This is a genomic window from Leifsonia sp. EB34 (genome assembly GCF_041260585.1).
Lineage (GTDB): Bacteria > Actinomycetota > Actinomycetes > Actinomycetales > Microbacteriaceae > Leifsonia.
The window spans coordinates 1,515,017-1,539,298 of record NZ_JBGCCV010000001.1; the positions used below are offsets into that span (position 1 = coordinate 1,515,017).

20 protein-coding genes are annotated in these 24,282 nt (G+C 72.4%); 6 read left to right on the top strand and 14 right to left on the bottom strand.

The window, feature by feature from the left end; translation table 11 throughout:
* Positions 1–2 precede the first annotated feature (2 nt).
* Together hemG and hemE are read right to left on the bottom strand one after the other, a co-directional pair.
* Positions 3–1,580 (bottom strand): protoporphyrinogen oxidase, encoded by a 1,578-nt coding sequence (gene hemG, locus ABIA36_RS07285; RefSeq protein WP_369961614.1) that lies wholly within the window; start codon positions 1,578–1,580, stop codon positions 3–5.
* Positions 1,577–2,737: a uroporphyrinogen decarboxylase gene (gene hemE, locus ABIA36_RS07290; protein WP_369961615.1), complete on the bottom strand. Its 1,161-nt coding sequence runs from the start codon at positions 2,735–2,737 to the stop codon at positions 1,577–1,579. Before hemE ends, hemG begins: the two co-directional genes overlap by 4 nt.
* A gap of 113 nt (positions 2,738–2,850) precedes the next feature.
* Between hemE and ABIA36_RS07295 the strand changes: the two genes are divergently transcribed.
* The 5 genes from ABIA36_RS07295 (at position 2,851) to ABIA36_RS07315 (ending at position 10,070) form a co-directional block, all read left to right on the top strand.
* Positions 2,851–4,149 carry a glutamyl-tRNA reductase gene (locus ABIA36_RS07295; RefSeq protein WP_369961616.1) on the top strand — a complete coding sequence of 433 codons (1,299 nt, stop codon included), beginning with the start codon at positions 2,851–2,853 and terminating at the stop codon, positions 4,147–4,149.
* A gap of 34 nt (positions 4,150–4,183) precedes the next feature.
* Entirely contained in the window at positions 4,184–4,807 is a 624-nt protein-coding gene (locus tag ABIA36_RS07300; protein ID WP_369961617.1) for a GNAT family N-acetyltransferase, read from the top strand.
* Positions 4,808–4,870: 63 nt separating this feature from the next.
* Positions 4,871–6,259 (top strand): glycine--tRNA ligase, encoded by a 1,389-nt coding sequence (locus ABIA36_RS07305; protein ID WP_369961618.1) that lies wholly within the window; start codon positions 4,871–4,873, stop codon positions 6,257–6,259.
* 94 nt (positions 6,260–6,353) lie between these two features.
* Entirely contained in the window at positions 6,354–8,930 is a 2,577-nt protein-coding gene (locus ABIA36_RS07310) for a bifunctional lysylphosphatidylglycerol flippase/synthetase MprF (protein WP_369961619.1), read from the top strand.
* 69 nt (positions 8,931–8,999) lie between these two features.
* Complete coding sequence (locus ABIA36_RS07315) at positions 9,000–10,070, top strand: NAD-dependent epimerase/dehydratase family protein (RefSeq protein ID WP_369961620.1); 1,071 nt, start codon at positions 9,000–9,002, stop codon at positions 10,068–10,070.
* 6 nt (positions 10,071–10,076) lie between these two features.
* On the opposite strand, the gene ABIA36_RS07320 is transcribed toward ABIA36_RS07315, so the two are convergent.
* The 10 genes from ABIA36_RS07320 to ABIA36_RS07365 all read right to left on the bottom strand — a co-directional run bounded on the left by ABIA36_RS07320 (position 10,077) and on the right by ABIA36_RS07365 (position 20,382).
* Complete coding sequence (locus ABIA36_RS07320) at positions 10,077–10,991, bottom strand: serine hydrolase (RefSeq protein WP_369961621.1); 915 nt, start codon at positions 10,989–10,991, stop codon at positions 10,077–10,079.
* 159 nt (positions 10,992–11,150) lie between these two features.
* A complete protein-coding gene (locus ABIA36_RS07325) occupies positions 11,151–13,106 on the bottom strand; it encodes a M13 family metallopeptidase (protein WP_369961622.1) in 1,956 nt (651 codons plus the stop codon).
* 33 nt (positions 13,107–13,139) lie between these two features.
* Positions 13,140–13,595 carry a hypothetical protein gene (locus ABIA36_RS07330; RefSeq protein ID WP_369961623.1) on the bottom strand — a complete coding sequence of 152 codons (456 nt, stop codon included), beginning with the start codon at positions 13,593–13,595 and terminating at the stop codon, positions 13,140–13,142.
* A 318-nt stretch (positions 13,596–13,913) separates the two neighbouring features.
* Entirely contained in the window at positions 13,914–14,387 is a 474-nt protein-coding gene (locus tag ABIA36_RS07335; protein WP_369961624.1) for a GbsR/MarR family transcriptional regulator, read from the bottom strand.
* 8 nt (positions 14,388–14,395) lie between these two features.
* Positions 14,396–16,093 carry an ABC transporter permease gene (locus tag ABIA36_RS07340; protein WP_369961625.1) on the bottom strand — a complete coding sequence of 566 codons (1,698 nt, stop codon included), beginning with the start codon at positions 16,091–16,093 and terminating at the stop codon, positions 14,396–14,398.
* Positions 16,090–17,034 carry an ATP-binding cassette domain-containing protein gene (locus ABIA36_RS07345; RefSeq protein WP_369961626.1) on the bottom strand — a complete coding sequence of 315 codons (945 nt, stop codon included), beginning with the start codon at positions 17,032–17,034 and terminating at the stop codon, positions 16,090–16,092. Before ABIA36_RS07345 ends, ABIA36_RS07340 begins: the two co-directional genes overlap by 4 nt.
* Before the next feature lie 82 nt (positions 17,035–17,116).
* The gene (locus tag ABIA36_RS07350; RefSeq protein ID WP_369961628.1) at positions 17,117–18,088 is read right to left on the bottom strand and encodes a hypothetical protein; all 972 of its coding nucleotides are present in this window, start codon (positions 18,086–18,088) and stop codon (positions 17,117–17,119) included.
* 151 nt (positions 18,089–18,239) lie between these two features.
* A complete protein-coding gene (locus ABIA36_RS07355; protein WP_369961630.1) occupies positions 18,240–18,992 on the bottom strand; it encodes an HNH endonuclease family protein in 753 nt (250 codons plus the stop codon).
* Positions 18,989–19,615 carry a hypothetical protein gene (locus ABIA36_RS07360; protein WP_369961631.1) on the bottom strand — a complete coding sequence of 209 codons (627 nt, stop codon included), beginning with the start codon at positions 19,613–19,615 and terminating at the stop codon, positions 18,989–18,991. Before ABIA36_RS07360 ends, ABIA36_RS07355 begins: the two co-directional genes overlap by 4 nt.
* A complete protein-coding gene (locus tag ABIA36_RS07365; RefSeq protein ID WP_369961632.1) occupies positions 19,612–20,382 on the bottom strand; it encodes an MBL fold metallo-hydrolase in 771 nt (256 codons plus the stop codon). Before ABIA36_RS07365 ends, ABIA36_RS07360 begins: the two co-directional genes overlap by 4 nt.
* Before the next feature lie 52 nt (positions 20,383–20,434).
* Between ABIA36_RS07365 and ABIA36_RS07370 the strand changes: the two genes are divergently transcribed.
* Positions 20,435–21,769 carry an MATE family efflux transporter gene (locus tag ABIA36_RS07370; protein ID WP_369961633.1) on the top strand — a complete coding sequence of 445 codons (1,335 nt, stop codon included), beginning with the start codon at positions 20,435–20,437 and terminating at the stop codon, positions 21,767–21,769.
* A gap of 15 nt (positions 21,770–21,784) precedes the next feature.
* On the opposite strand, the gene ABIA36_RS07375 is transcribed toward ABIA36_RS07370, so the two are convergent.
* Positions 21,785–22,993: an amidohydrolase gene (locus ABIA36_RS07375; protein WP_369961634.1), complete on the bottom strand. Its 1,209-nt coding sequence runs from the start codon at positions 22,991–22,993 to the stop codon at positions 21,785–21,787.
* Between the two features lie 163 nt (positions 22,994–23,156).
* A complete protein-coding gene (locus ABIA36_RS07380) occupies positions 23,157–24,224 on the bottom strand; it encodes a LacI family DNA-binding transcriptional regulator (protein WP_369961635.1) in 1,068 nt (355 codons plus the stop codon).
* Positions 24,225–24,282 lie beyond the last annotated feature (58 nt).

The following is a 24,282-nucleotide window of genomic DNA, read 5'->3' on the forward strand; positions in this document are numbered from 1 at the left end:
TCCTACCCCTCCAGGTCGTCGGTCAGTGCCTTCCAGCGTAGACCCCTGGCCCGTTCCGCCACCCGGCGCGCGTCCGGGATGACGGACGCGAGACCGGTGCCGGTCAGCCAGGAGCCGGTCACCTCGAGCCCTTCGACGTTCTCAGCTTCGTCGCGGACGCGCTGGATGCGCTCCCGCTGCCCCACTGTCGCATAGGGGAGGGCGTTCGTCCAGGGGGTCCGGGCGAACGCGGAGACAGCGGATTCCGTGAGGGGAATATTCAGCAGGGCGGCCGCGTCGGTGACCGCCTGCGCCCGGAGCTCGGCGGCGGACAGCGCAAGGGTCTCGGACGCCCGGCCGGCGCGGCCGTAGGAGAGCCGCACCACGTGACGTCCGGGCCCGGCGGCCTCCGCGACCCACGCCCACTTGGCGCTGGAGTGCGTCATCGCCTTGGCGGAGACGCCGGACTCCGGGCCGTCGGCGACGAGCACGCCGGTGCCGCGCGGCGCAGCGCCGACCCGGTCGTCGGTGAGGACGAGGGTGACCAGCTCGACGCTGGAGGCGGGCGGCCAGTCGAGATTGGCGAGGTCGCCGAGGGCGGCGTCCATGCCGGGGAGGAGCGTGAGGGCGGAGTCGGCCGGAGCGGCGATGACCACCGCGTCGGCGTCGAGGGTGGAGCCGTCCGCGAGGGTCACCGTCCACCGGGCGGGCCGGGCGTCGGCGGGCTCTGCGGGCTCGGCCGACATCGCGGCTTCCACCGCGGCGGCGGCGATGTCCTCCACATCGGGCGCGACCCACGGCGTGACGAAGGCCACCGCAGCGTCGGTGCGGATGATCCCGCCCCGCGCCTCGATGTCCGCGGCGAGCGCCGCCGGCAGCCGCCACATGCCTCCACGGAGGCCGCCCACGGCGCTTCCCGCCTTCGCCGCGGAGCGCAGCTCGCCCACGGCGCCGGAGAGCGACCCGAGCCGCGTGAGCGCCGCGTTCAGGCCGGGAGCGACCACATCCACGTCGAGGTCGTCGGGGTCGGCCGAGTACACACCCGTCACGACCGGGGACACCAGCTCGGTGAGAACCTTCGATCCCATCCGCTTGCGCACCAGCGTGCCGAGCCTGCGCTCCTGGCCGATCTTCAGCACGGGGAGGACCCGGTCCAGGTAGGCGCGCACGGCGCCGCCCCAGCCGATCGCGGCCACGACATCGGTCGCCAACGGGGAGCTCGGGATGCCGAGCAGGCCGGCCTTCGGCAACGGCACGGTGCGCGTGCCGTTGCGGACCCAGGCGCCGGCCGGGTTCGGCTCCACGACGTCGTCGCCGAGGCCCAGCTCGGCCAGCAGGGCGGCGACGTGGCCGCCGCGGGTCGCGAAGCTCTCGGCCCCCGCGTCGAGCGTGATGCCGCCGAGTTCCAGCGGCGCCACCGAACCGCCCACGCGACCGGAGGCCTCCAGCAGGGTCACCTCGAAGCCGGGGCGGGCGCACTCCCGCGCGACGACGAGTCCCGAGACGCCCCCGCCGATGACGACGATGCGGGTGGGCGCGGCCTCGACCGCGTGCCGGATGCTCTCCGTCACCGCGTCGTGGTCGAGGGGCTCCGGAGTCATGCCCGCCATCCGTGGACGAGCTCGACCACGCGGGTCAGCACCGTCGGGTCGGTCTCGGGCGGGACGCCGTGACCGAGGTTGAGCACGTGGGCCGGCGCCTCCCGGCCGCGCTCCAGGACGTCGACGACGTGAGCCGAGAGCACCTTCCAGGGCGCGGCGAGCATGGCCGGGTCGACGTTGCCCTGCACCGGCACGACGTGACCGAGCCGGCGGGCGGCCTCGTCCAGCGGCGTGCGGTAGTCGACGCCGACCGCGTCGGCGCCCACCTCGTGCATGGCCTTCAGGAGTTCTCCGGTGCCGACGCCGAAGTGCACGATCGGGACGTTGCGGACCAGCGGCTCGGAGTCAGCGGGGGCGTCGCCTACGGCGTCGACGCCATCCACGGGAGGCCGCGGCACCTTGTAGGTCAGGTCGCGGATGTGCGAGAGCGCCCGGGCCGAGGCCGGGGCGACGTGCTCGACGTAGTCCTGCAGCGACAGCGAGCCGGCCCACGAGTCGAAGAGCTGGGCGGCGCTGGCGCCGGCCAGGAGCTGGGCGCGCAGGAAGGCACCGGTCACGTCGGCGCTCCACGCCATCAGTCGCGCCCAGGTCTCCGGGTCGGCGTGCATGAGCGTGCGGGCGCGGATGTGGTCCTTGGACGGGCCGCCCTCCACCAGGTAGGCGGCGAGGGTGAAGGGGGCGCCGGCGAAGCCGATCAGCGGGGTGTCGCCGAGCTCGGCCGTGGTCAGCCGCACGGCTTCCGCGATCGGCGCGAACGTGTCTGCGCCGAGGGATCCCGGGTCGACCTCCTCGAGCCGCGCAACGTCGGCGGCGGTGCGCACCGGCTGGTCGAACACCGGGCCCTTGCCGGGCTGGATCTCCACGGCCACACCGGCGAGCTTCAGCGGCACGACGATGTCGCTGAAGAAGATGCCCGCGTCCACCCCGTGCCGGCGTACCGGCTGCAGGGTGATCTCGCTCGCCATCGCGGGGTCGAGGCAGGCGTCGAGCATCCGCGTGCCGACGCGCAGCTCCCGGTACTCGGGCAGCGAGCGCCCGGCCTGGCGCATGAACCAGACGGGGACGGTCTCCTGGCGCTCGCCCTGGTAGGAGCGGATCAGGCGACTGCCCGCGGTTCGGCCGTCGGAGAGCGGGTGGGTCGGGTCGAGGGAGGTCACCCGACGATTCTGCCAGGCGTCAATCTGCCAATCCCCCGGGAATCGTGTCGAACAGGCTCAGGACGGGGTATCCCGATTCGAGTCTCGTCGGCGCCGAGCGTATTCTTTCCTCCGTGCTTCTCTGCTTCTCGTCGAGCCACCGCACTGCGGAGTTCGACCTCCTCGAACGGCTCGAGCGCCATGCGCCCGCCGTCACCGCGGCACTCGCGGAGCAGCACGGGATCGTCTCCGGCTCGGTGGTCCTGGCCACGTGCAACCGCTTCGAGGCGTACCTCGACGTCGACGCCCAGCCGTTCGCAGCGGACGCGACCACGGACCAGGTGATCGAGACCGTCGCCGCCGCCAGCGGCATCGACGCCGACCTGCTCCGCTCCTCTAGCGCCGTCTACAGCGACGACGCCGTCGCCGAGCACCTCTTCTCCGTCTCCAGCGGCCTCGAGTCCGTCGTCGTCGGGGAGGGCGAGATCGCCGGCCAGGTGCGCCGCGCCCTGCAGGCGGCCCGCACCTCCGGTACCGTCACCGGGAACCTGGAGCGCGTCTTCCAGGTCGCGTCGCGCACCTCCCGCGGGGTCAAAAACCAGACCGGCATCATGACGGCCGGCCGCTCGATGGTCCGCCTCGCGCTCGAACTGGCCGAGAGCCGGATCAGCGACTGGGCGGCCCTCCGCGTGCTGCTCGTCGGCACCGGCAAGTACGCCGGCGCGAGCCTCGCCGCGCTGCGCGAGCGCGGCGTGGTCGACGTGCAGGTGTTCTCGCCGACCGGGCGCGCGGCGAAGTTCGCCCTGTCCCACGATGTCGTCCCCGTCGAGTCCGACGGCCTCCCGGAGGGGCTGGGCTCCGCCGACCTCGTCGTCACCTGCTCCGCGGTCACGGACCACGTGATCACCCGCACGCTGCTCGCGGACGCGATCGCCGCGCCGAACGCGGCCGAGCGCCGCCTCGTCATCGACCTCGGCCTCCCCCGCAACGTCGACCCCGCCGTGGCCGAGCTGCGCGGCGTCGAGCTGCTCGACCTGGAGACCATCCGCATCCACGCGCCGATCGAGGAGCTGAACGCCGCGGCCGACGCCCGGGAGCTCGTCGGCGCCGCCGCCGCCGAGTTCGCGGCGCAGAACGCCGAGCAGGCCATCACGCCCGCGCTGGTAGCCCTCCGGACCCACGTCTTCGGCATCCTCGACGCCGAGATCGCCCGGGCGCGCGCCCGCGGCGACTCGACCGAGCAGACCGAGCAGGCGCTCCGGCACCTGGCCGGCGTGCTCCTGCACGCCCCGTCCGTGCGGGCGCGCGAGCTCGCCAGGAACGGCGAGGCCCAGTCGTTCGTCGACGCGACGACCGCGCTGTTCGGCGTGGAGGTCGAGGACGCGCACCGGCGCCCGCTCCGCGCCGTCGACGACGAGACCGCCGCCTCCTGACGTCCGTCCAGGAGCACCCACCAGAGGAGGACACGTGAGCGACGAGGCCACGATCACCGCCACCGAGCCGCACGCCGCCACCGGCCTGCCCTACGCCGCGGAGGAGCTCCGCACCGAACGGCTGCTGCTGCGCCCGCTCAACAGCGGCGACCTGCAGAACGGCCACGAGTTCGAGCGCCTGAAGGATGTCGCCCGTTACCTCCTGTGGGAGGTGCACGACCACGACGAGTCCGCCGAGCACCTGCGCAAACGCATCGCGATGAACCGCCTCGCGGCCGACGGTGACGGGATCGTGTACGCCGTCGAGCTCCCCGACGCCGAGGGCGCCCACGGCCGGGTGATCGGCCACGTGAGCCTCTTCCTCAAGAAGGCTCAGTGGGCGAAGTTCGAGATGGGCTGGGTGTTCCACCCGGCGGTCCACGGCCGCGGCTACGCGACCGAGGCGACCACCCGCCTCCTGGAGCTCTGCTTCGACACCCTCGGCGGCCACCGCGTCTTCGCCCAGCTCGACGCCCGCAACGAGACGTCGGCACGCCTGTGCGGCATCATCGGGATGAAGCAGGAGGCGCTGCTGCGCGGGAGCGAGATCTACAAGGGCGAATGGTCGGACACCGCGGTGTTCGCGATCCTGGAGGACGACTTCCGCGCGGGCCGGTGAGGTCGGCGCTTCCTCAGTAGGATGGACGGGTCCCCCACCACCCGGCACCTTTAGGGAGCACCCATGGCCGCACCGTCGAGACTGGATTCCGTCATCACGCTGGCGCAGCACCGCGGATTCGTCTTCCCCTCCGGCGAGATCTACGGCGGCACCCGGTCGGCGTGGGACTACGGTCCCCTCGGCGTCGAGCTCAAGGAGAACATCAAGCGCGAGTGGTGGAACGCGTTCGTGCGCGGCCGCGGCGACATGGTCGGTCTTGACTCGGCGATCATCCTGCCCACCGCCGTGTGGGAGGCCTCCGGTCACGTGCAGGTCTTCAGCGACCCGCTGACCGAGTCGCTCGTCACCCACAAGCGCTACCGGGCCGACCACCTCTTCGAGGCGTACCAGGCCGAGCACGGCCACCCGCCGGCGAACGGCCTCGACGACATCCCGGACCCGGACCACCCGGACAAGGTGGGCCAGTGGACGCCGATCCGGCAGTTCTCCGGTCTGATGAAAACCTTCCTCGGCGTCGTGGACGACGAGTCCGGGCTCCACTACATGCGCCCGGAGACGGCGCAGGGCATCTTCACCGACTTCGCGCACGTTCTGCAGGCGGCGCGGAAGAAGCCGCCGTTCGGCATCGGCCAGATCGGCAAGGCGTTCCGCAACGAGATCACGCCGGGCAACTTCATCTTCCGCACCCGCGAGTTCGAGCAGATGGAGATCGAGTACTTCGTCGAGCCCGGCACCGACGAGGAGTGGTTCCAGACCTGGATCGACCTCTGCTGGGACTGGTTCGTCGACCTCGGCATCGACCCGGCCCACATCCGCCGGTTCGAGCACCCGAAGGACGCGCTGGCGCACTACTCGAAGCGCACCATCGACATCGAGTACAAGTTCGACTTCGTGGGCAGCGAGTGGGGCGAGCTGATGGGCGTCGCCAACCGCACGGACTACGACCTGAGGACCCACATCGAGCACTCGGGCAAAGACCTCAGCTACTTCGACCAGAACAAGAACGAGCGCTACGTGCCGTACGTGATCGAGCCGTCCTTCGGCCTCACCCGCGCGCTGATGGCGTTCCTGGTCGACGCGTACGACGAGGAGGAGGTGCCCAACGCCAAGGGCGGCACCGACAAGCGCACGGTGCTGCACCTCGACCCGCGCCTCGCGCCCGTCAAGGTCGCCGTGCTTCCGCTGTCCCGCAACGAGGCGCTGTCGCCGCTCGCCCGGGGCCTGGCCGACAAGCTCCGCAAGCGCCGCAACGTCGACTTCGACGACTCGGGTGCGATCGGCCGCCGCTACCGTCGCCAGGACGAGATCGGCACGCCGCTCGCGGTCACGGTCGACTTCGACTCCCTCGAGGACGACGCGGTGACGGTGCGCGACCGCGACACCATGAAGCAGGAGCGCATCCCCCTGGAAGGCCTCGACCGGTACCTCGCAGAGCGACTGCGCGAGATCTGAGCCTTCACGGGTGGCAGGTTTCCGACCCGCGCCACAGATTCCGCCTCCGGGAGTGGATGACGACCACTAGGGTGGGGGCCACGACGGAGACACGATGAGCACGGCTCCCACGAACACCGCACCAGCACCGCCGGCCGACCCGCCCCCGGGGCGGCCGCCGGCGTGGGCCATGCTGCGCGCATATGTGCAGGTCGCGCCCGCGAGCGTGACGCTCGCCGTGCTGATGCTGGCGACCTCCATCGCCACCGGCACGCTGTGGAGCGCCGCTAGCGTGGGCGGCGGCTCGCTGGTCTGGGCGGCGGGGGTGCCGACGACCATCCGGGCCGGATACTGGTGGACGCCGCTCACCGCGCTCTTCGTGCCGGAGGACCCGATCGAGGTCGTGATCTCGGTCCTGCTGGCGCTGACGCTGCTCGCCGCCTCCGAACGGCTGCTCGGCACCATGCGCCTCATCGTCGCGTTCCTCGTCACCGGCGTTCTGGGCGTCACGCTGGGCGTGCTCGGCCAGTGGGCCGCGGCGAACGCGGGCGAGATCCTGGCGCACGCCACCGAGTTCGACTTCACACTGGACCCGACCATCGGGATGGTGGGGGCGCTGGTCACGGCGAGCGCGTTCGCGACGACGCTGTGGCGACGGCGGATCCGGCTGCTCACCTTCGCCACCCTCGCCATGTTCGTGCTCTACAACGGCGACCAGAACAACGTCTACCGGCTGTTCGCGGCGCTGCTCGGCCTCGCGCTCGGCGTCATCCTGCGCCGCGGGCCGCTGCACCGGATGCGCCGCAGCTCGCACGCGGAGACCCGCAACCTGGTCGCCGCGATCGTCGCGATCACCGCGATCGGCCCGCTCGCCGCCCTGCTGCCGCCCGGCGGCCTCGGCCCGTTCTCGTTCATCTCAGCCCTGTTCCAGCACCGGGCCGTGGACGCGACGACCGTGCTGGCCGCCTGCCGAGCGTCGGACACGACCAACTGCCGCGACGAGCTCGCCGCCGTCTCCGTGCAGGGGGTCGGCCCGCTGCTGCTCAGCCTGCTGCCGCTCGTGCTGCTCATCGTGACGGCCATCGGCCTCCGTCGTGGCCGGCACTTCGCCTTGCTGCTCGGGATCGTCGTGAACGCGGCGATGATCGTCCTCCCGTTCACGGCGCTGCCCGGCGGCGCGATCACTATCAACGTGGACAGCATGGACGCGCTGGCGCCCGCGATCGAGGTGCTGCTCTGGCTGGCGGCCACGCTGCTGGTGCCGCTGGCCTCGATCGCGCTGCTGCTGGCGACCCGGCGGCAGTTCCAGATCCGGGCACCCCGCGACGCGGTCGTGCGTTTCACCATCCTGGCGGTCGTGGCGTTCGCGCTGCTCGCGGTCCTGTATCTGATCGCGGCGCTCGGGACGCTGTCGTCGTTCGTGCCTCAGGCCTCCATCGGCGACGTGTTCGCTTCGACGCTGCGCCGGTTCGTGCCGTCGGGCTTCGAGTCGGTGCTCGGACCGGTGATCGTGCCGACCTCCTCGTTCACCCTGCTGCTCTACCAGTGGGTGGGGCCGGTGTTCTGGACGATCTTCGTCATCGGCACGATGCGGCTGTACCGGGCGACGTCCACCGGCCGGACGGTCGGCGACGAGCTGCACTTCCGCGAGCTCCTGCGCGCGGGCGGCGGCGGGACGCTGGGCTTCATGGGCACCTGGCCAGACAACGTCTACTGGTTCTCGGAGGACGGTGAGGCCGCCGTCGCGTACCGGGTGATCAACGGGGTGGCGATCACCGTCTCCGATCCGGTGTGCCGGCCGGAGCGCGCGGAGCAGACCATCATCGACTTCATCGCCTTCTGCGACGCGAACAGCTGGACGCCCGCCTTCTACAGCATCCACAGCGCGTTCCTCCCGGTGTTCGAGTCGCTCGGCTGGCAGAGCGTGTCGGTCGGCGAGGAGACGCTGATGCACCCGCAGACCTTCGACATGCAGGGCAAGCCCTGGCAGAAGGTGCGGCAGGCGCACAACCGCGGGGTGAAGGAGCGCATCTCGACGCTGTGGACGACGTGGGCCGAGCTGGCGCCGATCCAGCAGACCCAGATCGTCGCGCTCAGCGAGCAGTGGGTGTCGGAGAAGGAGCTGCCGGAGATGGGCTTCACCCTCGGCGGGATGGCCGAGCTGAAGGATCCCGAGGTGCGGCTGTACCTCGCCTACGACCCGCAGGGCGACCTCCAGGCCGTCACGAGCTGGCTGCCGAGCTGGCAGGACGGGCGGATCGTCGGCTACACCATCGACTTCATGCGCCGGGCCGACAAGAGCATCCCGGGGATCATGGAGTTCGTCATCGCGTCCGCGGCGCAGCGGATGCGCGGCGAGGGGGTGGAGGTCCTGAGCCTCTCGGGGGCGCCGCTGGCGACGAAGCCGGTGGGGCCGGCTGCTCCGGAGGACGCCGACGCGGACGCCTCCGCCGAGGGACCGGTTGTGATGGACCGGCTGCTCGCTTTCCTGGCCCGGACGCTGGAGCCCGCGTACGGGTTCGCGTCGCTGTTCGCGTTCAAGAGCAAGTTCAACCCGACGTACGAGACGCTGTGGCTGGCCTACCCGGACGCCGTGTCGCTGCCGGCGATCGGCAACGCGATCGGGCGCGCGTACCTCCCAGACGCGAAGGCGCGGGAGTACCTGGCGCTGGCGCGGACACTGCTGGGGTGAGGGCGGCGGTCTGCTGAGGGCAGACTCCCCGTCCTGCTGTGCCGCCACGCCCCGGCGTACGGTTGCCCCATGACGGTCGACTCCGGCTCCACGGCACGAACTGCGATGATCATCGGAGGCACCGGCCAGATCGGATCGGCCGCCGCGCGACGGCTCGCCGCCGACGGCTGGTCGGTGCTGGTCGCCCACCGCGGAGGCCACCCCGGCGCGACAGACCTGAGCGACTTCGACATCACCACCGTCCGCCTCGACCGCGACGACACGGACGCGCTGCTCACGCTCGCCCGCGGCCACGACCTGGTCCTCGACACAGTCGCGTACGAGCCGAAGCACGCCGACCAGCTCGCCGCGCTCGCGGGCGACATCGGCTCGCTCGTGGTGATCTCCACCGCCTCCGTCTACACCGGCCGGAACGGCGGCTACCTGGACATCGTGACCGGTCCGGACGACTTCCCCGACTATCCCCTCCCGTTGCGCGAGACCGACCCGACGGTGGACAACGACGAACGAACCTACTCGCCGCTCAAGGCCGCGATGGAGCGCCGGCTGCTCGCGGTCGACGGGCTGCCGGTGAGCATCCTGCGCCCCGGCGCCATCCACGGCCCGTTCAGCCCTGCGCTGCGGGAGTGGTACTTCGTCAAGCGCGCGCTGGACGGCCGCCGGAGGGTGCTGCTCTCCGACGACGGCGCCAACCGGTTCAGCACGTCCTCCACCGCGAACATCGCGGAGCTGGTCGCGCTGTGCGGCGCACAACCGGGCCGGCGCGTGCTCAACGCGGTGGACCAGGACGACCTCAGCGTCGCGGAGATCGCCCGCGCGGTGTACGCGGCGCTCGACCAGGAGGTGGAGCTGGTGACCTTCCCCGGCCCGCCCGTGGACGGTGTCGGCGGCACGCCCTGGAGTGTCGCGCACCCGCTGCTGCTCAGCATGGCGGCGGCGACGGTGGAGCTCGGCTACCGGCAGCCGGTCGCGTACCGGGAGGCCGTGGCGGCGGCCGTCGACTGGGCGGTGCGGGAGGTGCGCGCTGCCGAGCGCCGCGGGGAGGACTGGGAGCAGGCGTTCCCGACGCTCGCGCAGCGGGCGCGAGCGGATCGGTGGTTCGACTACGCGGCGGAGGATTCGTTCATCGCGGGGTTGTGAGCCGCCTCAGAACACGTACTCCAACAGGTCCAGCCCCACCGTCCGCATTCCGTCGATGACCGCCAGCCGCGCCGGCAGCGCCGTGTCGTCGAAGTACGTCGACACCGCGTAGGTCACCCCGGCGCGCGGCCCGCGCAGCACGCCGACCTCGCTGCGGACTCCCGCGTCGGTGCCCGTTTTGTTGACCAGCAGGATGCCGTGCTCGGGGTGGCGGTGGGAGTGCGGGTCGAGGCCGAACGCGCTCGACACCAGGGAGAAGTCGCTGTTCAGGGACAGCCAGGAGATCACCTGTCGGCTGGTCGCGGCGTCCACGACCTCCCCGCGGGCCAGCGCCGAGAACAGCCAGGTGAGCTCGTTGGCGCTGCCGACCGAGAGCTGCGGGGCGTCGTCCGGGCCGCGGTGGTCGCGCACCAGGTCCAGGAGGGCGGTGCGGGTGAGGCCGAGGGACTCCGTGCGGGCGCTCACGGCTTCCAGGCCGACCCGGCGCAGGAGGACGTTGGTCGCGAGGTTGTCGCTGGTCGCGCCCACGAGCGCCGCGAGGTCGGCCACCGGCAGGGCCGGAACCTGCAGGTGCTGCCAGATGCCGGACTCCCCCGCGATGTCCTGCGGAGCGCGATCGAGCTGGGCCAGCGGGCTGAGCTGATGCGACTGGAGGCGCGCGGCGACCTCCACCAGCAGCAGCACCTTGCCGATGCTGGCGGTCGGCATCACGACGTGGTCGTCGACCGAGAAGAGCACCTCGCCGGTGGAGAGGTCCGTGGCGCGCGCCGAGACCTGCACACCCTGCACGGCCAGCCGGCCGAGCGCGTCGAAGCCGCGGCTGAAGACCTCGGGGGCGGCGGGGATGGGCCCGCGGTGCCGGCCACGGCGCGCGCTCGCGTGCCTGCGGCGGTGGTCGGTCTCCGGGGTCTGGATCGTCACGGTCGCGCTGGGTCTTTCTTCCGATTCGGGAGCGTCGGGCTGTGCGCGGTCCCCCCGGCCCGCGTCGCGTTTCGAGGGACGGACCCTCGACACGATAGGGACGATGTTACCCCGCCGGGGAGGTGGCCGGGCGATCCCTTTCGCGCAATCCGCCGCGCGTCACCAGATGGTCACGCGCTCCTCGGGAGCCAGCCACAGCGCGTCGCCGTCGGTGACCCCGAAGGTGTCGTAGAAGGCGTCGATGTTGCGGACGATCTGGTTGCAGCGGAACTCGTTCGGCGAGTGCGGGTCGATCGCCAGCAGGCGGATGACCTCCTCGTCGCGGCCCTTCTGCTGCCAGGCCTGCGCCCACGACAGGAAGAAGCGCTCCGCGCCGGTGAGGCCGTCCACCACCGGGGGCTCCTCGCCGCCGAGCGACAGGAGGTAGGCCTTCCAGGCGATGCCGAGGCCGCCCAGGTCGCCGATGTTCTCGCCGATCGTGAGGGCGCCGTTGACGTGGTGGTCGGGCACCTGCGCCGGCGCGAGCGCGTCGTACTGGGCGATGAGGCTGCCGGTGCGCTTCTCGAACGCCTCCCGGTCGGCGGCGGTCCACCAGTCGTCGAGCTTGCCGTCGCCGTCGAACTTGGAGCCCTGGTCGTCGAAGCCGTGGCCGATCTCGTGGCCGATCACAGCGCCGATCGCGCCGTAATTGGCGGCGGCGTCGCGGCCCTCGTCGAAGAACGGGTACTGCAGGATGGCGGCCGGGAAGACGATCTCGTTGAAGCCGGGGTTGTAGTAGGCGTTGATCGTCTGCGGGGTCATGAACCATTCGTCGCGGTCGATCGGCTTGCCGATCTTGTTCAGCTCGCGGTTGAACTCGAACAGCGCGGCGGCGCGCACGTTGCCGACCAGGTCGGTCGGGTCGATAACGAGCGCGGAGTAGTCGCGCCACTTCACCGGGTAGCCGATCTTGGGCGTGAACTTGCCGAGCTTGTCGAGGGCGCGCTCGCGGGTGTCCTCGCCCATCCACTCGAGCTTCTGGATGCTCTGCCGGTACGCCTCGATCAGGTTGGCGACCAGCGCGTCCATCGCCTGCTTGGCCGTCGGCGGGAAGTGCTTCTCGACGTAGATGCGGCCGACGGCCTCCCCCATCACGCCCTCCACGAGGGAGACGCCGCGCTTCCAGCGGGCGCGCATCTCGGGCGTGCCGGTGAGGGTGCGGCCGTAGAAGTCGAAGTTGGCGTCCACGAAGTCGCCCGTGAGGTACGGAGCGGAGTCGTGGATGATCTGCCAGGCCAGCCAGTCCTTCCACGACTGCAGCTTCTCCTCCACTAGGAGGCCGGCGACGCCGGAGGTGAAGGACGGCTGACGCAGGACGATCTCGGCCAGAGCACCCTGCGGGGCGCCGAGGCCGGCGGCCCAGTCGTCCAGGCCGGCGGAGCCGAACAGGGCGGTGGCGTCGGCCCACGAGAACAGGTTGTAGGTCTTCTCGGAGTCGCGGGAGGTCACGTTGTCCCAGTGCTGGGCGGCGATCTCCACCTCGAGGTCGTAGACCCGCTGGGCGCGCTCCGGGGCGTCCTGGAAGCCGGCCAGCTCGAACATCCGCTGCACATGTGCGGCGAAGGCCTCCCGGATCGGGGCGAACCGCTCCTCGCGGAAGTAGGACTCGTCCGGCAGCGAGATGCCGGCCTGCTCGGCGAACACGAGGTAGCGGCCGGGGTCGCCCGGGTCGTTGTCGACGAAGAGCTGGTAGAAGCCGCCGACGCCGTGCCGCTCCAACTCGCCGAGGGTCTTCAGGAACTCGGGGATGCTGGCGACGTCGTCGGCGAGGGCGAGCTGACCCTGGATGGGCTTCACGCCGAGCGCGTCGACGCGCTCCTCGTCGAGGAAGCTCGTGTAGAGGTCGCCGAACTTGCGCTCCTCGGTGCCCTCTGGAGCGGACTGTGCAGCCTCCACGATCTCGCGGACGGCGACCTCCGACTTCTCGGCGAGCTCCATGAAGGAGCCCCAGCGCGCCTTGTCGGACGGGATCTCCGTGCGGGCGATCCAGGTGCCGTTCACGTGCCGGAACAGGTCGTCCTGCGGGCGGATCGTGGGGTCGAGTTCGTCGGTGGCGATGCCGGAGGAGAGCGTCATGCGCCCCAGCCTACGGCGCGTGCGCCCCGCCTGTCAGGTGCGCGCGCCGCCGGGCACGCGCGGGCGGGACCGCGGGCGCGCGGGGGTCTGCGCCGACGCGGCCCGGCGCGGACGGAGGCACGCGTACGAGTTCAAGAAGAGCGCGGCCAGGACGAGCTCGGCGACGATCGAGACCGTGCCGGAGAGACTGCCGAAGCCGGCCAGCGAGAAGCCGATGTTCACCAGGGCGAGCACGGCGTAGCCGACGCCGAAGACCCCGGACAGGAGCGGCCGGTTCGTCATCCGCCACCACGGGCGGGCCGCGCGCACGGCCTCCCCCGGTCCGCGGAACACCCGGGTGACGAGGTACCATCCGGCGACCTGCAACACGGTCAGGACGATGGAGGCCGGCTCCGAGTGGAGCGCGTCGAAGAGCACCGCGAGCACCACGTTGATCGCGAGCAGCACGGCGACCACCAGTGCCTTCCGCGCCGGAGTGGTGTAACGCATGTCGATCCCCTTGGTGAGTCCGATCATTAGCATTTCAGATGTTCACGACCGGCAGGCGAGGCACGCCGGTCGCCGAACGGATCCACGGTGCGGCACGGTCTCCCGTAGCCGCCCGGCCGTGGCCCGGACTCGCGCAGGCCCCCTTATCCGCCGCGCAATACCCGGGTCGGCCGGCGTGGAAACCGTTCGGCAACCGGCCGCGCCGCCTCCCCCTAGCCAGGCCGGCGCGACGTCCCTCGAAGGGCGCACTTCAGACACTAGTTTGATATTTGTTTACGCGCAAATCGACGCGTTGTCGGCCGGATCGTGCCGCCGCTCTCAGGCCTCCCGCGACGCCCGGACCTGCTCCCACTCGTTCAGCAGCTCGGGCAGCCTGTCCTGCATGAAGCGGTAGAAGCCGGCCATGTCGCGCAGCCGCTCCGTCGCCGGGTCGTCCGGGTCGTCGACCGCGGCGAGGCCGGCGTCCGCCTGGTCCGCCAAGACGCCGTAGACCGGACTGTTGCGCATCATCACGGCATACCAGTCGGCGGGCATCTGGTAGACGTCGCGGCGGCTGCCGTTCTGCGACAGCCTCCGCACGATCCCGAGGGTCTGGAGGTACCGGACCGCGCCGGAGATCGCCGCGGCGCTCACGTCCAGCCGTTCGGCGAGCTGCGCCGCCGTGAGGCCCGGCGATTCGGTGACGGTGAGCGCCATCAGCACCCGGGCGGGCATCTTCGGGAACCCCGCGGCGATCAGCACCGCCGCGGAGTGCTCCATCATCTCCGTCAGAGCCCGTTCGTCCCTGGCCATGCCCGTCCCTACCCGATCGCGAAGTCCCGGCGGCGGATGAGCGCCGCGGCGGCGGCGAGCGCGACCACCGCGATGCCGAACATCCAGTATCCACCGGTCCAATCGACTTTCCCGACGACCACGGGGGCGTCGGCGAACGGGGAGAAGTGGCGCAGCCAGTCCGGGAGCTTGATCAGGGCGCCGAAGATCCCGATGAACGCACCCGCGCCGAGGGCGGCCCAGCCGACCGGAACGGTCCAGCTCGGCACGACCACGAACACCAGCGTCAGCACGCCGAGGTAGACGAGCGCCACCGGGAACTGGGCGGCCGCGGCGGCGAACGCATCGTTGAAGCTCGACGCCTTCTCGCCGGCCGCCGTCGCCGACAGGCCCGCGGCGAGCGCCGCCGCCAGCAGCACGAGCACGATCGCGATCAGACCGACCAGCACGAAGTCGAGCAGCCAGCGCACCCGGGAGACCGGGGTCGCCATCATCACCTCGGCCGAGCCGCCGACCTCCTCCTGGCGCAGCCGGATGACCGCCTGCACCGCGCACGCCGCGGCGAGCACGCCCACGATCGACATGATCGCGGAGAGGAAGAGCGCCGTCATCGGGCCGGAGCCGCCCGCGCCCAGGTGGGCGACGGCGTCCCGGATGTTCGCCAGGCTGGGGTCGTTCGCGATGGAGGTGCTGACCACGCTGCCGAGCGCGCCCGCGAGCACGCCGGTGAGGAGGCCGCCGATCGTCCAGCCGAGGACGGTCGGCCACTGGAGCCGCCACGCGAGTCCGAACGGACCGTTCAGCATCGGGAGGGCGTCCCGACGACCGGCGCGCTCGGGGACGATCCCGGCGCCAGAGTCGCGGACGGCCTGGAGGCCGAACACCGCCGCGATGAGCACCACAGCGAAGCCGAGCTGGAGCAGCAGCGGCGTCCAGTCGTTGCGGACGTACGGCGAGAACTGCTCGCCCCACCCGATCGGGCTGAGCCAGGTCGGCCAGCCGGAGACCATCGTCGTGCCGGAGCCCGTGACCGTGCCGATCGCGTCGCCGATGCCGCGGAGCACCCAGGCCAGCACGACGACGGCGGAGGCGTAGCCGTTCGCGCCGCGCGAGGTGCTCATCACCTGGGCGAGCAGGAGGCCGACCGCCAGGAAGGCGATGCCCGCCCCGCCGACCGCGGCGCCCGCGATCAGCGAGCCGTACGCGGGGAGGCCGGAGGCCAGGAAGCCGAGCGCGGTGGCGAGCGCGAGCACGATGTTCGCGAGCACGCCGTGGATGACCGTCGCGACCGTCGGGGTGAGCCGCGCCGCGGGGGTCGAGCCGACGAGCTCCGCGCGGCCGGACTCCTCCTCCGCGCGCGAGTGCCGCACGGCGAGGAACGTGTTCATCAGGCCCGCGAGCAGGGCGAGGAAGGTGTAGATCTCGAAGAAGGTGACCGCCCCCAGACCGGTCCCCTGCGGGAGACCGCGGAGGACGAGGACGGTCGGGTTCGCGATGGCGAGGTGGACCAGTTCCGCACGGCCCGTCGCCGAACCGTACGTCGAGTCGATGCTCGCGGCCGAGAACAGCGCCAGGAACGCGATGCTGAGGATCCAGATGAGCAGCTGCCAGCGGTCCCGCCGCAGGCGCTGGCGGAGCAGGACGGCGAGGGTCGCGCCGCGTCCGCGTTCGGGGACGGCGGTGTGCCCGGCGCGCGTCGCCGGGCGGTCGGTGGTCGTGGTGCTCATCGCCCCTTCGCCTCCGCCTCCAGCTCGGCGACGTTGGCGAGCTCGTCGCCGTAGTGGCGCAGGAAGAGCTCCTCCAGCGACGGCGGCGCGACGGTCAGGCTCTTCGCGTTCAGGTCGGCGAGCGCCGCGAGGACGGGACCGAGGCGGTCGCTGTCGGCGGTGAACTTCACGCGGCCGTTGTCGGTGCGCAGGTCGTGGGCGTCCGGGATGCGGGCGAGCTGCTCGTCCGTCGTCCCGTCGACCGCGAACGAGATCTCGGTGCGGGTCAGGTGCCGCAGCTCGTCCAGGGTGCCGGACTCGACGGTCTTGCCCTCGCGGATGATGGTGACCCGGTCGCAGAGCTGCTCGACCTCCGACAGGATGTGGCTGGACAGGAGCACGGTCGCGCCGTCCCGGGAGATCCGGGCGATCTCGGCGTTGAAGGTGGCCTCCATCAGCGGATCGAGGCCGCTGGTCGGCTCGTCGAGGATGTAGAGGTCGGCCGGGGTGGCGAAGGCGGCGACGAGCGCGACCTTCTGCCGGTTGCCCTTGGAGTAGGTGCGGCCCTTCTTGGTCGGGTCGAGCTGGAAGACGTCGATCAGGCGCTTCTTGCGCTCGGCGTAGGCGGCCTTGTCGGCGGTGCCCCCGCGCAGCCGTGCGAGCAGGTCGATGGCCTCGCCGCCGGACAGGTTGGGCCAGAGGCTGACGTCGCCGGGGACGTAGGCGAGGCGGCGGTGGAGGGCGACGGCGTCCCGCCAGGGGTCGCTGCCGAAGACGCGGGCGGTACCCCCATTGGAGCGCGCGAGGCCGAGGAGGACACGGATGGTCGTCGACTTGCCGGCGCCGTTCGGCCCCAGGAATCCGTGGACTTCACCCTCGGCGACGGTGAGGTCGAGCCCGTCGAGTGCGCGGACCCGGCCGAATCGCTTCTCGAGGCCCGAGGCCTCAATCACTGTGGTCATACGCGTGAGTTTACGCGCGCTTCAGTAATTTGTGAAAACTATTAACGCAATCCTTACGCGCGACGGGTCGGGTGGGCGCCCATCAGGTCGGCGTGCACTGCAGGTCGTCGATGCCGGCGTACTCGCGCGTGGAGGCCGTGTCCGGCACCGTGTACGTGTACGGGACTCCGGCCTTCAACGTCACGGTGTCGGTGTGCTGGTCCATCGAGTCGCCGTCCACGGTGTCCGAGAACCCGACGATCACCTCGGCGCCGGGGCAGTCGCGCGGGGAGGTCAGCAGGAAGGTCCACCCCTGCTCGGGCTGGATCGTGACACCGTCGATGACGTAGCTCTGATCCCCCGCCGACGGGTCGCCGCTCGGCGGGGCGGCGGACGGGGCGGCCCCGGAGCCGTGCTGCGCTGCGGAGCTCGCGATGCTGCGCTGGGCGCTGCCGGCGAGGGCGATGACAGCGACGAGCAGGACGACGAGGAGCAGGGCGGTGCTGCCGAGGGCGATGCCGATGATGGCGCCGTTGGACAGCGGCTTGCGCGCGGTGGTCGGCGTCGCGGGGTAGGCGAAGGACTGGGGGTAGCCGGGGTAGGGCGGTTGCTGGGGAGGGGTGGCGCCGCTCGGGAAGGCGCTCGGGGGGAGGGCGCCCTGGTGAGTCGGGTACGCAGGCTGGGGCGGGTATCCGGGTTGCTGCGGGTATCCGGATTGCTGCGGGTATCCGGGTTGCTGCGGGTATCCCGGCGACTGCGCGTTCGGCGGCGGCGGAACGGCACCCTGCGGGGCGCTGCTCGGCGTCGACGGCACCGCCGCACCCGGCTGCGGGCCGAGCCCGATCGGGGTCGTGCCTCCCTGGGGCGTCCCCCACTCCCGCGGCGCCCCTGCGGTCTGCGGCGGCAGCCAGCGGACCCCGGCGAGCAGGGCGTCCCGAGCCCGCGCGAGCGCGTCGACTGCGGCGACGTCACCGTCCGGGATGGTGGCGACCCGGGCGGCGTACGCGTCGGTGATCTGGGCTTCGGTCGCGTTCTCCGGGAGGCCGAGCAGACCGGCCGCCTCCGCCGGCGTCATGGGCGCACCGCAATGAGGCCGGACCGGTGCGGGAACATGCGCTCTGGGTGCTGCATGCGTTGATCGTAGCGGCCGATCAGCGCCGGCCACAGGGTCGGCGCGAGGGTGAGCGGTGCGCGATCACCGGGCCGGACGTCCTCCTGCGCCGCGCTCAACAGCGCGTGAGAATCCCCCGCAGCGCCGCACCCTCCGCGGCCGTGACCCACAGCCCGTACTTCGCCTTCACCGAGACCTGACGGGCCGCGTACTCGCAGCGGAAGCCGCGGTTCGGCGGCAGCCAGGTCGCGGCGTCGCCCGCACCTTTCGCCTGGTTGGTCGCCCCGTCCACCGCCAGCAGCTCGAGCGGATCGTTCGCGAGCTGGACGCGCGCCTCCTGACTCAGACCCTGCGCGCCCGTCTGCCACGCGTCGAGCAGTGCGACGACGTGGTCGATCTGGACGAGCGCCGACGTCTGCACTCCGCGGGTGAACGCGATGCTGCGGCCGGTGTACGGGTCGCTCAGGGTGCCGGCCAGGACCGCGCAGTCCGCGCGGCGGGTGACGGCGGCGAGGTCGCGGGCGAGGATGTCGTCCCGGGTGTCGCAGCCGTTCTTGTCGACGTCGAGCCACGCTTCGCCGAACCTCGCGACGCGGTCGTAGCCGGTCGCCGGGGAGCGGCCCTTCACCGGGAGCTGCGCGAGCGCCGCGCGTGCGCCGGCCGCGTCGAGCAGGCCGGCCGCCTGGCGGCCGGTGGGCGGGGCTGTGAGCGTGGAGGACGCGGCGGTGGACGGGGTCGCCGTCGATGCGGCATGCCCTCCCGCGTTGTTCACCGCGGCGTAGCCTCCCGCAGCGACGGCGATCAGCAGCGCGACTGCAGCGACCGGCCACGGCGCCGCGCGACGACGCCGTGCGGACCCAAGCCTCACAGGAACGAGTCGTCGCCGACGCCGCGGTGGAGCCCGCGCCGCGACAGATGCACCCCCGGGCGCTGCGCCGTCGCGATCTCGCCGAGCTCCCGCATCACCCTCCCGTAGTACGGCGCGGCCGTAGCGTTGCGGTAGGCGCCCGGGTTGAGGTCGGCCTCGTTGCGCAGCCGGATCTCGGCACGCGCGGCCTCGATCGGGGCGATGACCTTCGCGCCGCTCCGAAAGCGGATGAGCCGGTGCACCCACTGATCGAGGGGCTCCGGGAGCCCCGCCGGGACGCGATCGTGCTCGGCGGCGAGGGAGGCGCGGTGGGCTCCCGCACTGTCGGGCGCGGTGGCGTAGCGTTCGCGCGCCGGGGCGTCCTGCGTGCGGCGCTCGGACCGGAGCACCGCCAGGAGGTCGTCGCTGCGGTTGGCCTGCTGTGCGAGCACGCCCAGCGCGTCCACGGCGGCGCGGTACTCGTCCTCGTACCCCGCGTAATCGGCCGGATGCGCCGACCGGTCGTGGAGCAGGTCGGTACGCGCGGACGCCGCCTGACCCTTGGTGAGCACGGTGCGCCCGTTGCGGACCCGCTCGAGCCGCCAAGACCAGGTGGACAGCAGTTCCGGCATCAGGTGGCTCATCCCTCCACTGTAGGAACAGCCACCGACACCGGCCCGACCGACACGACATCGCCGGGACGCGCGGCCGCAACGGGGCCGCCGAAGCGTGTGGAGGCACGCTCGACCGCCTCGGTGGGGTGCAGGCCGAGGGCGAGATGCGTGAGCAGGAGGCGCCCGGCGCGCGCGTCCGCGGCGAGGGCGCCGGCATCCTCCGGGGTCAGGTGGCTGCCGTCCGGCCGGTCCGCGCCCGCCTCGGCGAGCACCAGGTCGCTCCCGTCCGCGAACGCGGTCAGGCCGGGGGACGGCGCGGCATCACCGGTGAAGAGGAGGGAGGCGCCCCCGGCCCGCGCCCGGAGCGCCCAGGCGGGGACGTCGTGCTCGACGGCCTCCCAAGCGAGATCGAGGTCGCCCACGCGCCGGCCCCGTGGATCGGCGAGAGACTCGAACGCGAAGACGCGATCGAGGTCGCCGGCGGCGCGGGCGCCGAGGAACCCGACGAGCCTGGACCGCAGATCGGGCGGCCCGAGCACAGGGAGCGGTGGGCGCGCCGGGAGGTCGCCGAACGCGAGCGCGTAGAAGAGCGGAAGCAGGTCGGCCGTGTGGTCGGCGTGCGCGTGGGAGACCCAGACGGCGTCCAAGCTCGCGGGCGAGCGGTGACGTTGCAGCTCGGTGAGCGTCCCCGGTCCGGCGTCGATCCAGACGGCAGCGCCGTGCTCGAGGAGGTAGCCAGAGCAGGGCGTCGCCGGTGTGGGGTAGTGCGATGCCGTGCCGAGGATGGTGAGGCGCATCAGGCGATGGTAACGGGCACTGTCAGTCCCGCGCGGTAGCGTTGCCCACGCCGTGAACGTCCTCCCCCGCCGCCCGCTCGACCGCGAGATCCTGCGACTCGCCGTGCCCGCGCTCGGCGCGCTCGTGGCCGAGCCGCTCTTCCTGCTGGCCGACTCGGCGATGGTTGGGCACCTCGGGGTCGCGCCGCTCGCAGGGCTCGGGATCGCGAGCGCGGTTCTGCAGACCATCGTGGGGCTGATGGTGTTCCTGGCGTACTCGACCACTCCCGCCGTCGCTCGCAGGCTCGGCGCCGGCGACGAGCGCGGGGCGGTCGCCGCCGGTGTGGACGGGAGCTGGCTGGCGCTGGCGCTCGGGATCGTGCTCGCGGCGGCCGGATGGGCGGCCTCCCCTCTGCTGGTGGGACTGTTCGGGGCGTCCGGGGAGGTCACCTTCCAGGCGGAGAGCTACCTCATGATCTCGATGCTCGGGCTCCCGGCCATGCTGCTGGTGTTCGCGATGACGGGGCTGCTGCGCGGCCTCCAGGACACGCGCACCCCGCTGGCGGTGGCCGTGGCGGGGTTCGGGGCGAACATCGTGCTCAACTTCTGCTTCATCTACCTGGCCGGCCTCGGGATCGCCGGCTCCGCGCTCGGGACCGTCGTCGCGCAGTGGGCGATGGTCGTGGTGTACGCGGTCATCGTCGTCCGCCACGCGCGCCGGGTCGGGTCCCCACTGCTCCCGCACCACGCCGGGATCGGCCGGACCGCGCGGGCGGGTGGATGGCTGTTCCTGCGCACGGCGAGCCTGCGCGCGGCGATGCTGCTGGCCGTGTTCTGCGCGACGCGGCTGGGGCCGGACGAGTTGGCGGCGTTCCAGGTGACGATGACGGTGTTCGCGACGCTCGCGTTCGCCCTGGACGCGCTCGCGATCGCAGCGCAGGCACTGGTGGGCAAGGGACTCGGCGCCGGGGAGCTCGGCGATGTCCGCCAGGTGCTGCGCCGGTGCGTCCAGTGGGGGCTCGGCGCCGGAGTGGTCCTGGGGGCGGCGACGGTCGCGCTCAGCCCGGTCGCCGCTGGACTGTTCACGAGCAGCCCGTCGGTGGCGGCGCTGCTGCCGGCGACGCTCGCCATCATCGGGGTGAGCGCGCCGCTGGGCGGGTACGTGTTCGTGCTCGACGGGGTGCTGATCGGGGCGGGGGACGCGCGCTATCTGGCGTTGACGGGGGTGCTGAACGTCGCGGTGTTCGTGCCGCTGGCGCTCGCGGTCGTCGCGTGGGGGTCCCACGGCGTCGGCGGCCTGGCGGCGCTGACCGCGGCCTTCGCGTTCGGATACCTGGGGGCGCGGGCCGTCACGCTCGGGCTGCGGGCTCGCGGGCGGGCGTGGATGCGCCCGGGCGCGGAGCGGTAGCGGCGGCGTTACGCCTCAGGCCAGCCACTCCCGCGCCGCCACGACCAGCGCGCGCACGCCCACGTCGATCGTCGGCTGCGGCACCGGGGCGAAGAAGGGCGAGTGGTTCGACGGGATGTCGGTGTCGACGGTGCCCGCCGCAATCGCCGCGCGGACCGTCTCCGGGTCGCCCCCGCCGAGCAGCCAGTAGACGAGCGGGACGCCCGCCGCGGTCGCCAGGTTGCCGACGTCCTCGCTGCCGGACAGCGCGCCCGGCTCGAGCACGGCCTCCGCCCCGAACTCGGACGCGAACGCCGCGTTCACGCGGGCCGTGGCCTCCAGATCGTTCACCGTGACGGGGTAGCGCTCGCCCCACTCCGTGACCGGCTCGTGCGGGGAGCCGCTGGCCTGCAGCTCGGCGCGGAGAATGCGGTCGACGCCCTCCAGGACCCGCGTGCGGACCGTCTCGTCGAAGCTGCGGACGCTGATCCCGAGCGTCGCCGACGGCGCGATGATGTTGTTCTTGGTGCCGGCGTGGAGGGTGCCGACGGTGACGACGGCGGTGTCCTGCGGGGCGATCTCGCGCGACACGACGGTCTGCAGGCGCATGACCGCGGAGGCCGCCATCACCACCGGGTCGATGGTGGTCTCCGGGCGCGAGCCGTGGCCTCCACGACCGCGCAGCGTCACCTCGAAGGCGTCGACGGCGGCCATCGCGGCGCCGGGATGCGCGCCCACCATGCCGGCGGGGAACGGGGTGACGTGCTGGCCGAGCACGATGTCCGGCGCGGGGACCTTCGCGTAGAGGCCGTCCTGGACCATCACGTCCGCGCCGCCGCCGTGCTCCTCCGCAGGCTGGAACACGGCCACGAGCGTCCCCGACCAGTCGTCGGTGGACCCGGCGAGACGCTCGACTGCGCCGAGCAGGCAGGTGATGTGGATGTCATGGCCGCACGCGTGCATGACCGGGACCGGGTTGCCGTCGTCACCCGGCGCGGTCTGGGTGGACGCCCAGGGGAGGCCGGTCTCCTCGCGGACGGGCAGCGCGTCCATGTCGGCACGCAGCAGCACGGTCGGTCCGTCGCCGTTGCGGAGCACGCCGGCGACGCCGGTGCGGCCGATGCCGGTGTGCACCTCCAGGCCGAGGGCGGACAGCTGCTCGGCGACGATGCCGGCGGTGCGGTGCTCCTGGAACGAGAGCTCGGGGTGGGCGTGCAGGTCGCGGTAGAGGGCTTCGAGGTCCATGGGGACCACCCTATGCGGGCGCGGGGTGGTGGTCGGCCGAGGAGGACATCGGCGACGACGCGCCGGGGAAACGTGGGGAACGGAGGAGGTGCGACCCAACACGCCGCGGTGACGCGGGGAACGGAGGAGGTGTGGCCAACGGGAGACCGCCCTGCGGTGCCGACTAGCCGCGCGGCTCCGCCGTCGTGTTGCCGCGGTGGAACTCGCTCGTGAACGACATCGGGCGCGGCGGGTGCCCCTCCAGCATCTCCACGATGGCCCGCCCAGCGGCGCGCCCCTTCTCGACCGCGGGCTGCACCAGCGTCGTCAGGTCGTACGGCCACAGGCCGTCCACGCGCACGCCGTCGAACCCGACCACGCTGACATCGCCTGGCACCTCCAGCCCGAGCTCCTCCGCGGCCCGGATCACTCCGGCGGCGAGTAGGTCGCTCTGCGCGATGATCGCGGTGGGACGGCGGTCCGCATCGGACAGGAGGGCGGCGCCGGCGATGCGGCCCTCCTCCACGAACGAGCCGCGGGTCGTCCAGCCGCCCGCGTCGGGGAAGACGTCCCGGGCGCCGGCCAGGCGCTCGGCGGCGGTGGTGGAGCTGCTGCCGCTCACGACGGCGGGCGTCAGCGGTCCGCGCGCTCGGTCGCGGGTGAGGGGGAGCGCGACGACCGCGACACCCCGGTGGCCGAGGTCGTGGAGGTGCTGGGCGGCGAGGCGGGTGGCCTCCCGATTGTCCTGCCCGATGGAGGGGACGTCGTGAGCCGGGTCGCCCTCGATGGCGACGAGCGGGATGCCGCGCCGGCGCAGCATCGCCACCGACTCGTCGAGGCGCGGGCTGCAGCCGACCAGGACTACGGCATCCATCGGGGCGTCCTCGATGCGCTGAGCGGTCTCCCCCGCGTCGGTGAGGATGAGCAGGCCGGCGTCGACGGCGGCGATCTCGTCGGAGATGCCGTCGAGCAGGGCGATCTTGATCGGGTCGCGGAAGGCGTCGCCGACCCGCTCCTCCATCACGACGCCGACGATGCCCGACCGGCCGCGGCGCAGCGAGCGGGCGCGCGGGTCGGGGCCGGCGTAGTCGAGCTGCTTCGCCGCGTCCAGGACGCGCTCGCGCGTGGCGTCCGAGACCGGGCCGGAGCCCGAGAACGCGAGGGAGGCGGTGGAGTTGGAGACGCCGGCCAGGCGGGCGACGGCGGCCAGCGTCGGCCGGGCGCCCGCGAGGGGTGTGCTGCTGTCGTTCACGTGTGGTAGCTTAGTCGAATCGTTTCGATCGAAACGATTCGAGTGGCGAAATCCGCTC

Excerpts from the sequence above, each read along its gene's own strand:
- hemG (WP_369961614.1), bottom strand. The coding sequence starts at position 1,580 with ATGACTCCGGAGCCCCTCGACCACGACGCGGTGACGGAGAGCATCCGG.
- ABIA36_RS07305 (WP_369961618.1), top strand. The coding sequence starts at position 4,871 with ATGGCCGCACCGTCGAGACTGGATTCCGTCATCACGCTGGCGCAGCAC.
- ABIA36_RS07310 (WP_369961619.1), top strand. The coding sequence starts at position 6,354 with ATGAGCACGGCTCCCACGAACACCGCACCAGCACCGCCGGCCGACCCG.
- ABIA36_RS07315 (WP_369961620.1), top strand. The coding sequence starts at position 9,000 with ATGACGGTCGACTCCGGCTCCACGGCACGAACTGCGATGATCATCGGA.
- ABIA36_RS07325 (WP_369961622.1), bottom strand. The coding sequence starts at position 13,106 with ATGACGCTCTCCTCCGGCATCGCCACCGACGAACTCGACCCCACGATC.
- ABIA36_RS07330 (WP_369961623.1), bottom strand. The coding sequence starts at position 13,595 with ATGCGTTACACCACTCCGGCGCGGAAGGCACTGGTGGTCGCCGTGCTG.
- ABIA36_RS07335 (WP_369961624.1), bottom strand. The coding sequence starts at position 14,387 with ATGGCCAGGGACGAACGGGCTCTGACGGAGATGATGGAGCACTCCGCG.
- ABIA36_RS07340 (WP_369961625.1), bottom strand. The coding sequence starts at position 16,093 with ATGAGCACCACGACCACCGACCGCCCGGCGACGCGCGCCGGGCACACC.
- ABIA36_RS07345 (WP_369961626.1), bottom strand. The coding sequence starts at position 17,034 with ATGACCACAGTGATTGAGGCCTCGGGCCTCGAGAAGCGATTCGGCCGG.
- ABIA36_RS07350 (WP_369961628.1), bottom strand. The coding sequence starts at position 18,088 with ATGACGCCGGCGGAGGCGGCCGGTCTGCTCGGCCTCCCGGAGAACGCG.
- ABIA36_RS07360 (WP_369961631.1), bottom strand. The coding sequence starts at position 19,615 with ATGAGCCACCTGATGCCGGAACTGCTGTCCACCTGGTCTTGGCGGCTC.
- ABIA36_RS07365 (WP_369961632.1), bottom strand. The coding sequence starts at position 20,382 with ATGCGCCTCACCATCCTCGGCACGGCATCGCACTACCCCACACCGGCG.
- ABIA36_RS07375 (WP_369961634.1), bottom strand. The coding sequence starts at position 22,993 with ATGGACCTCGAAGCCCTCTACCGCGACCTGCACGCCCACCCCGAGCTC.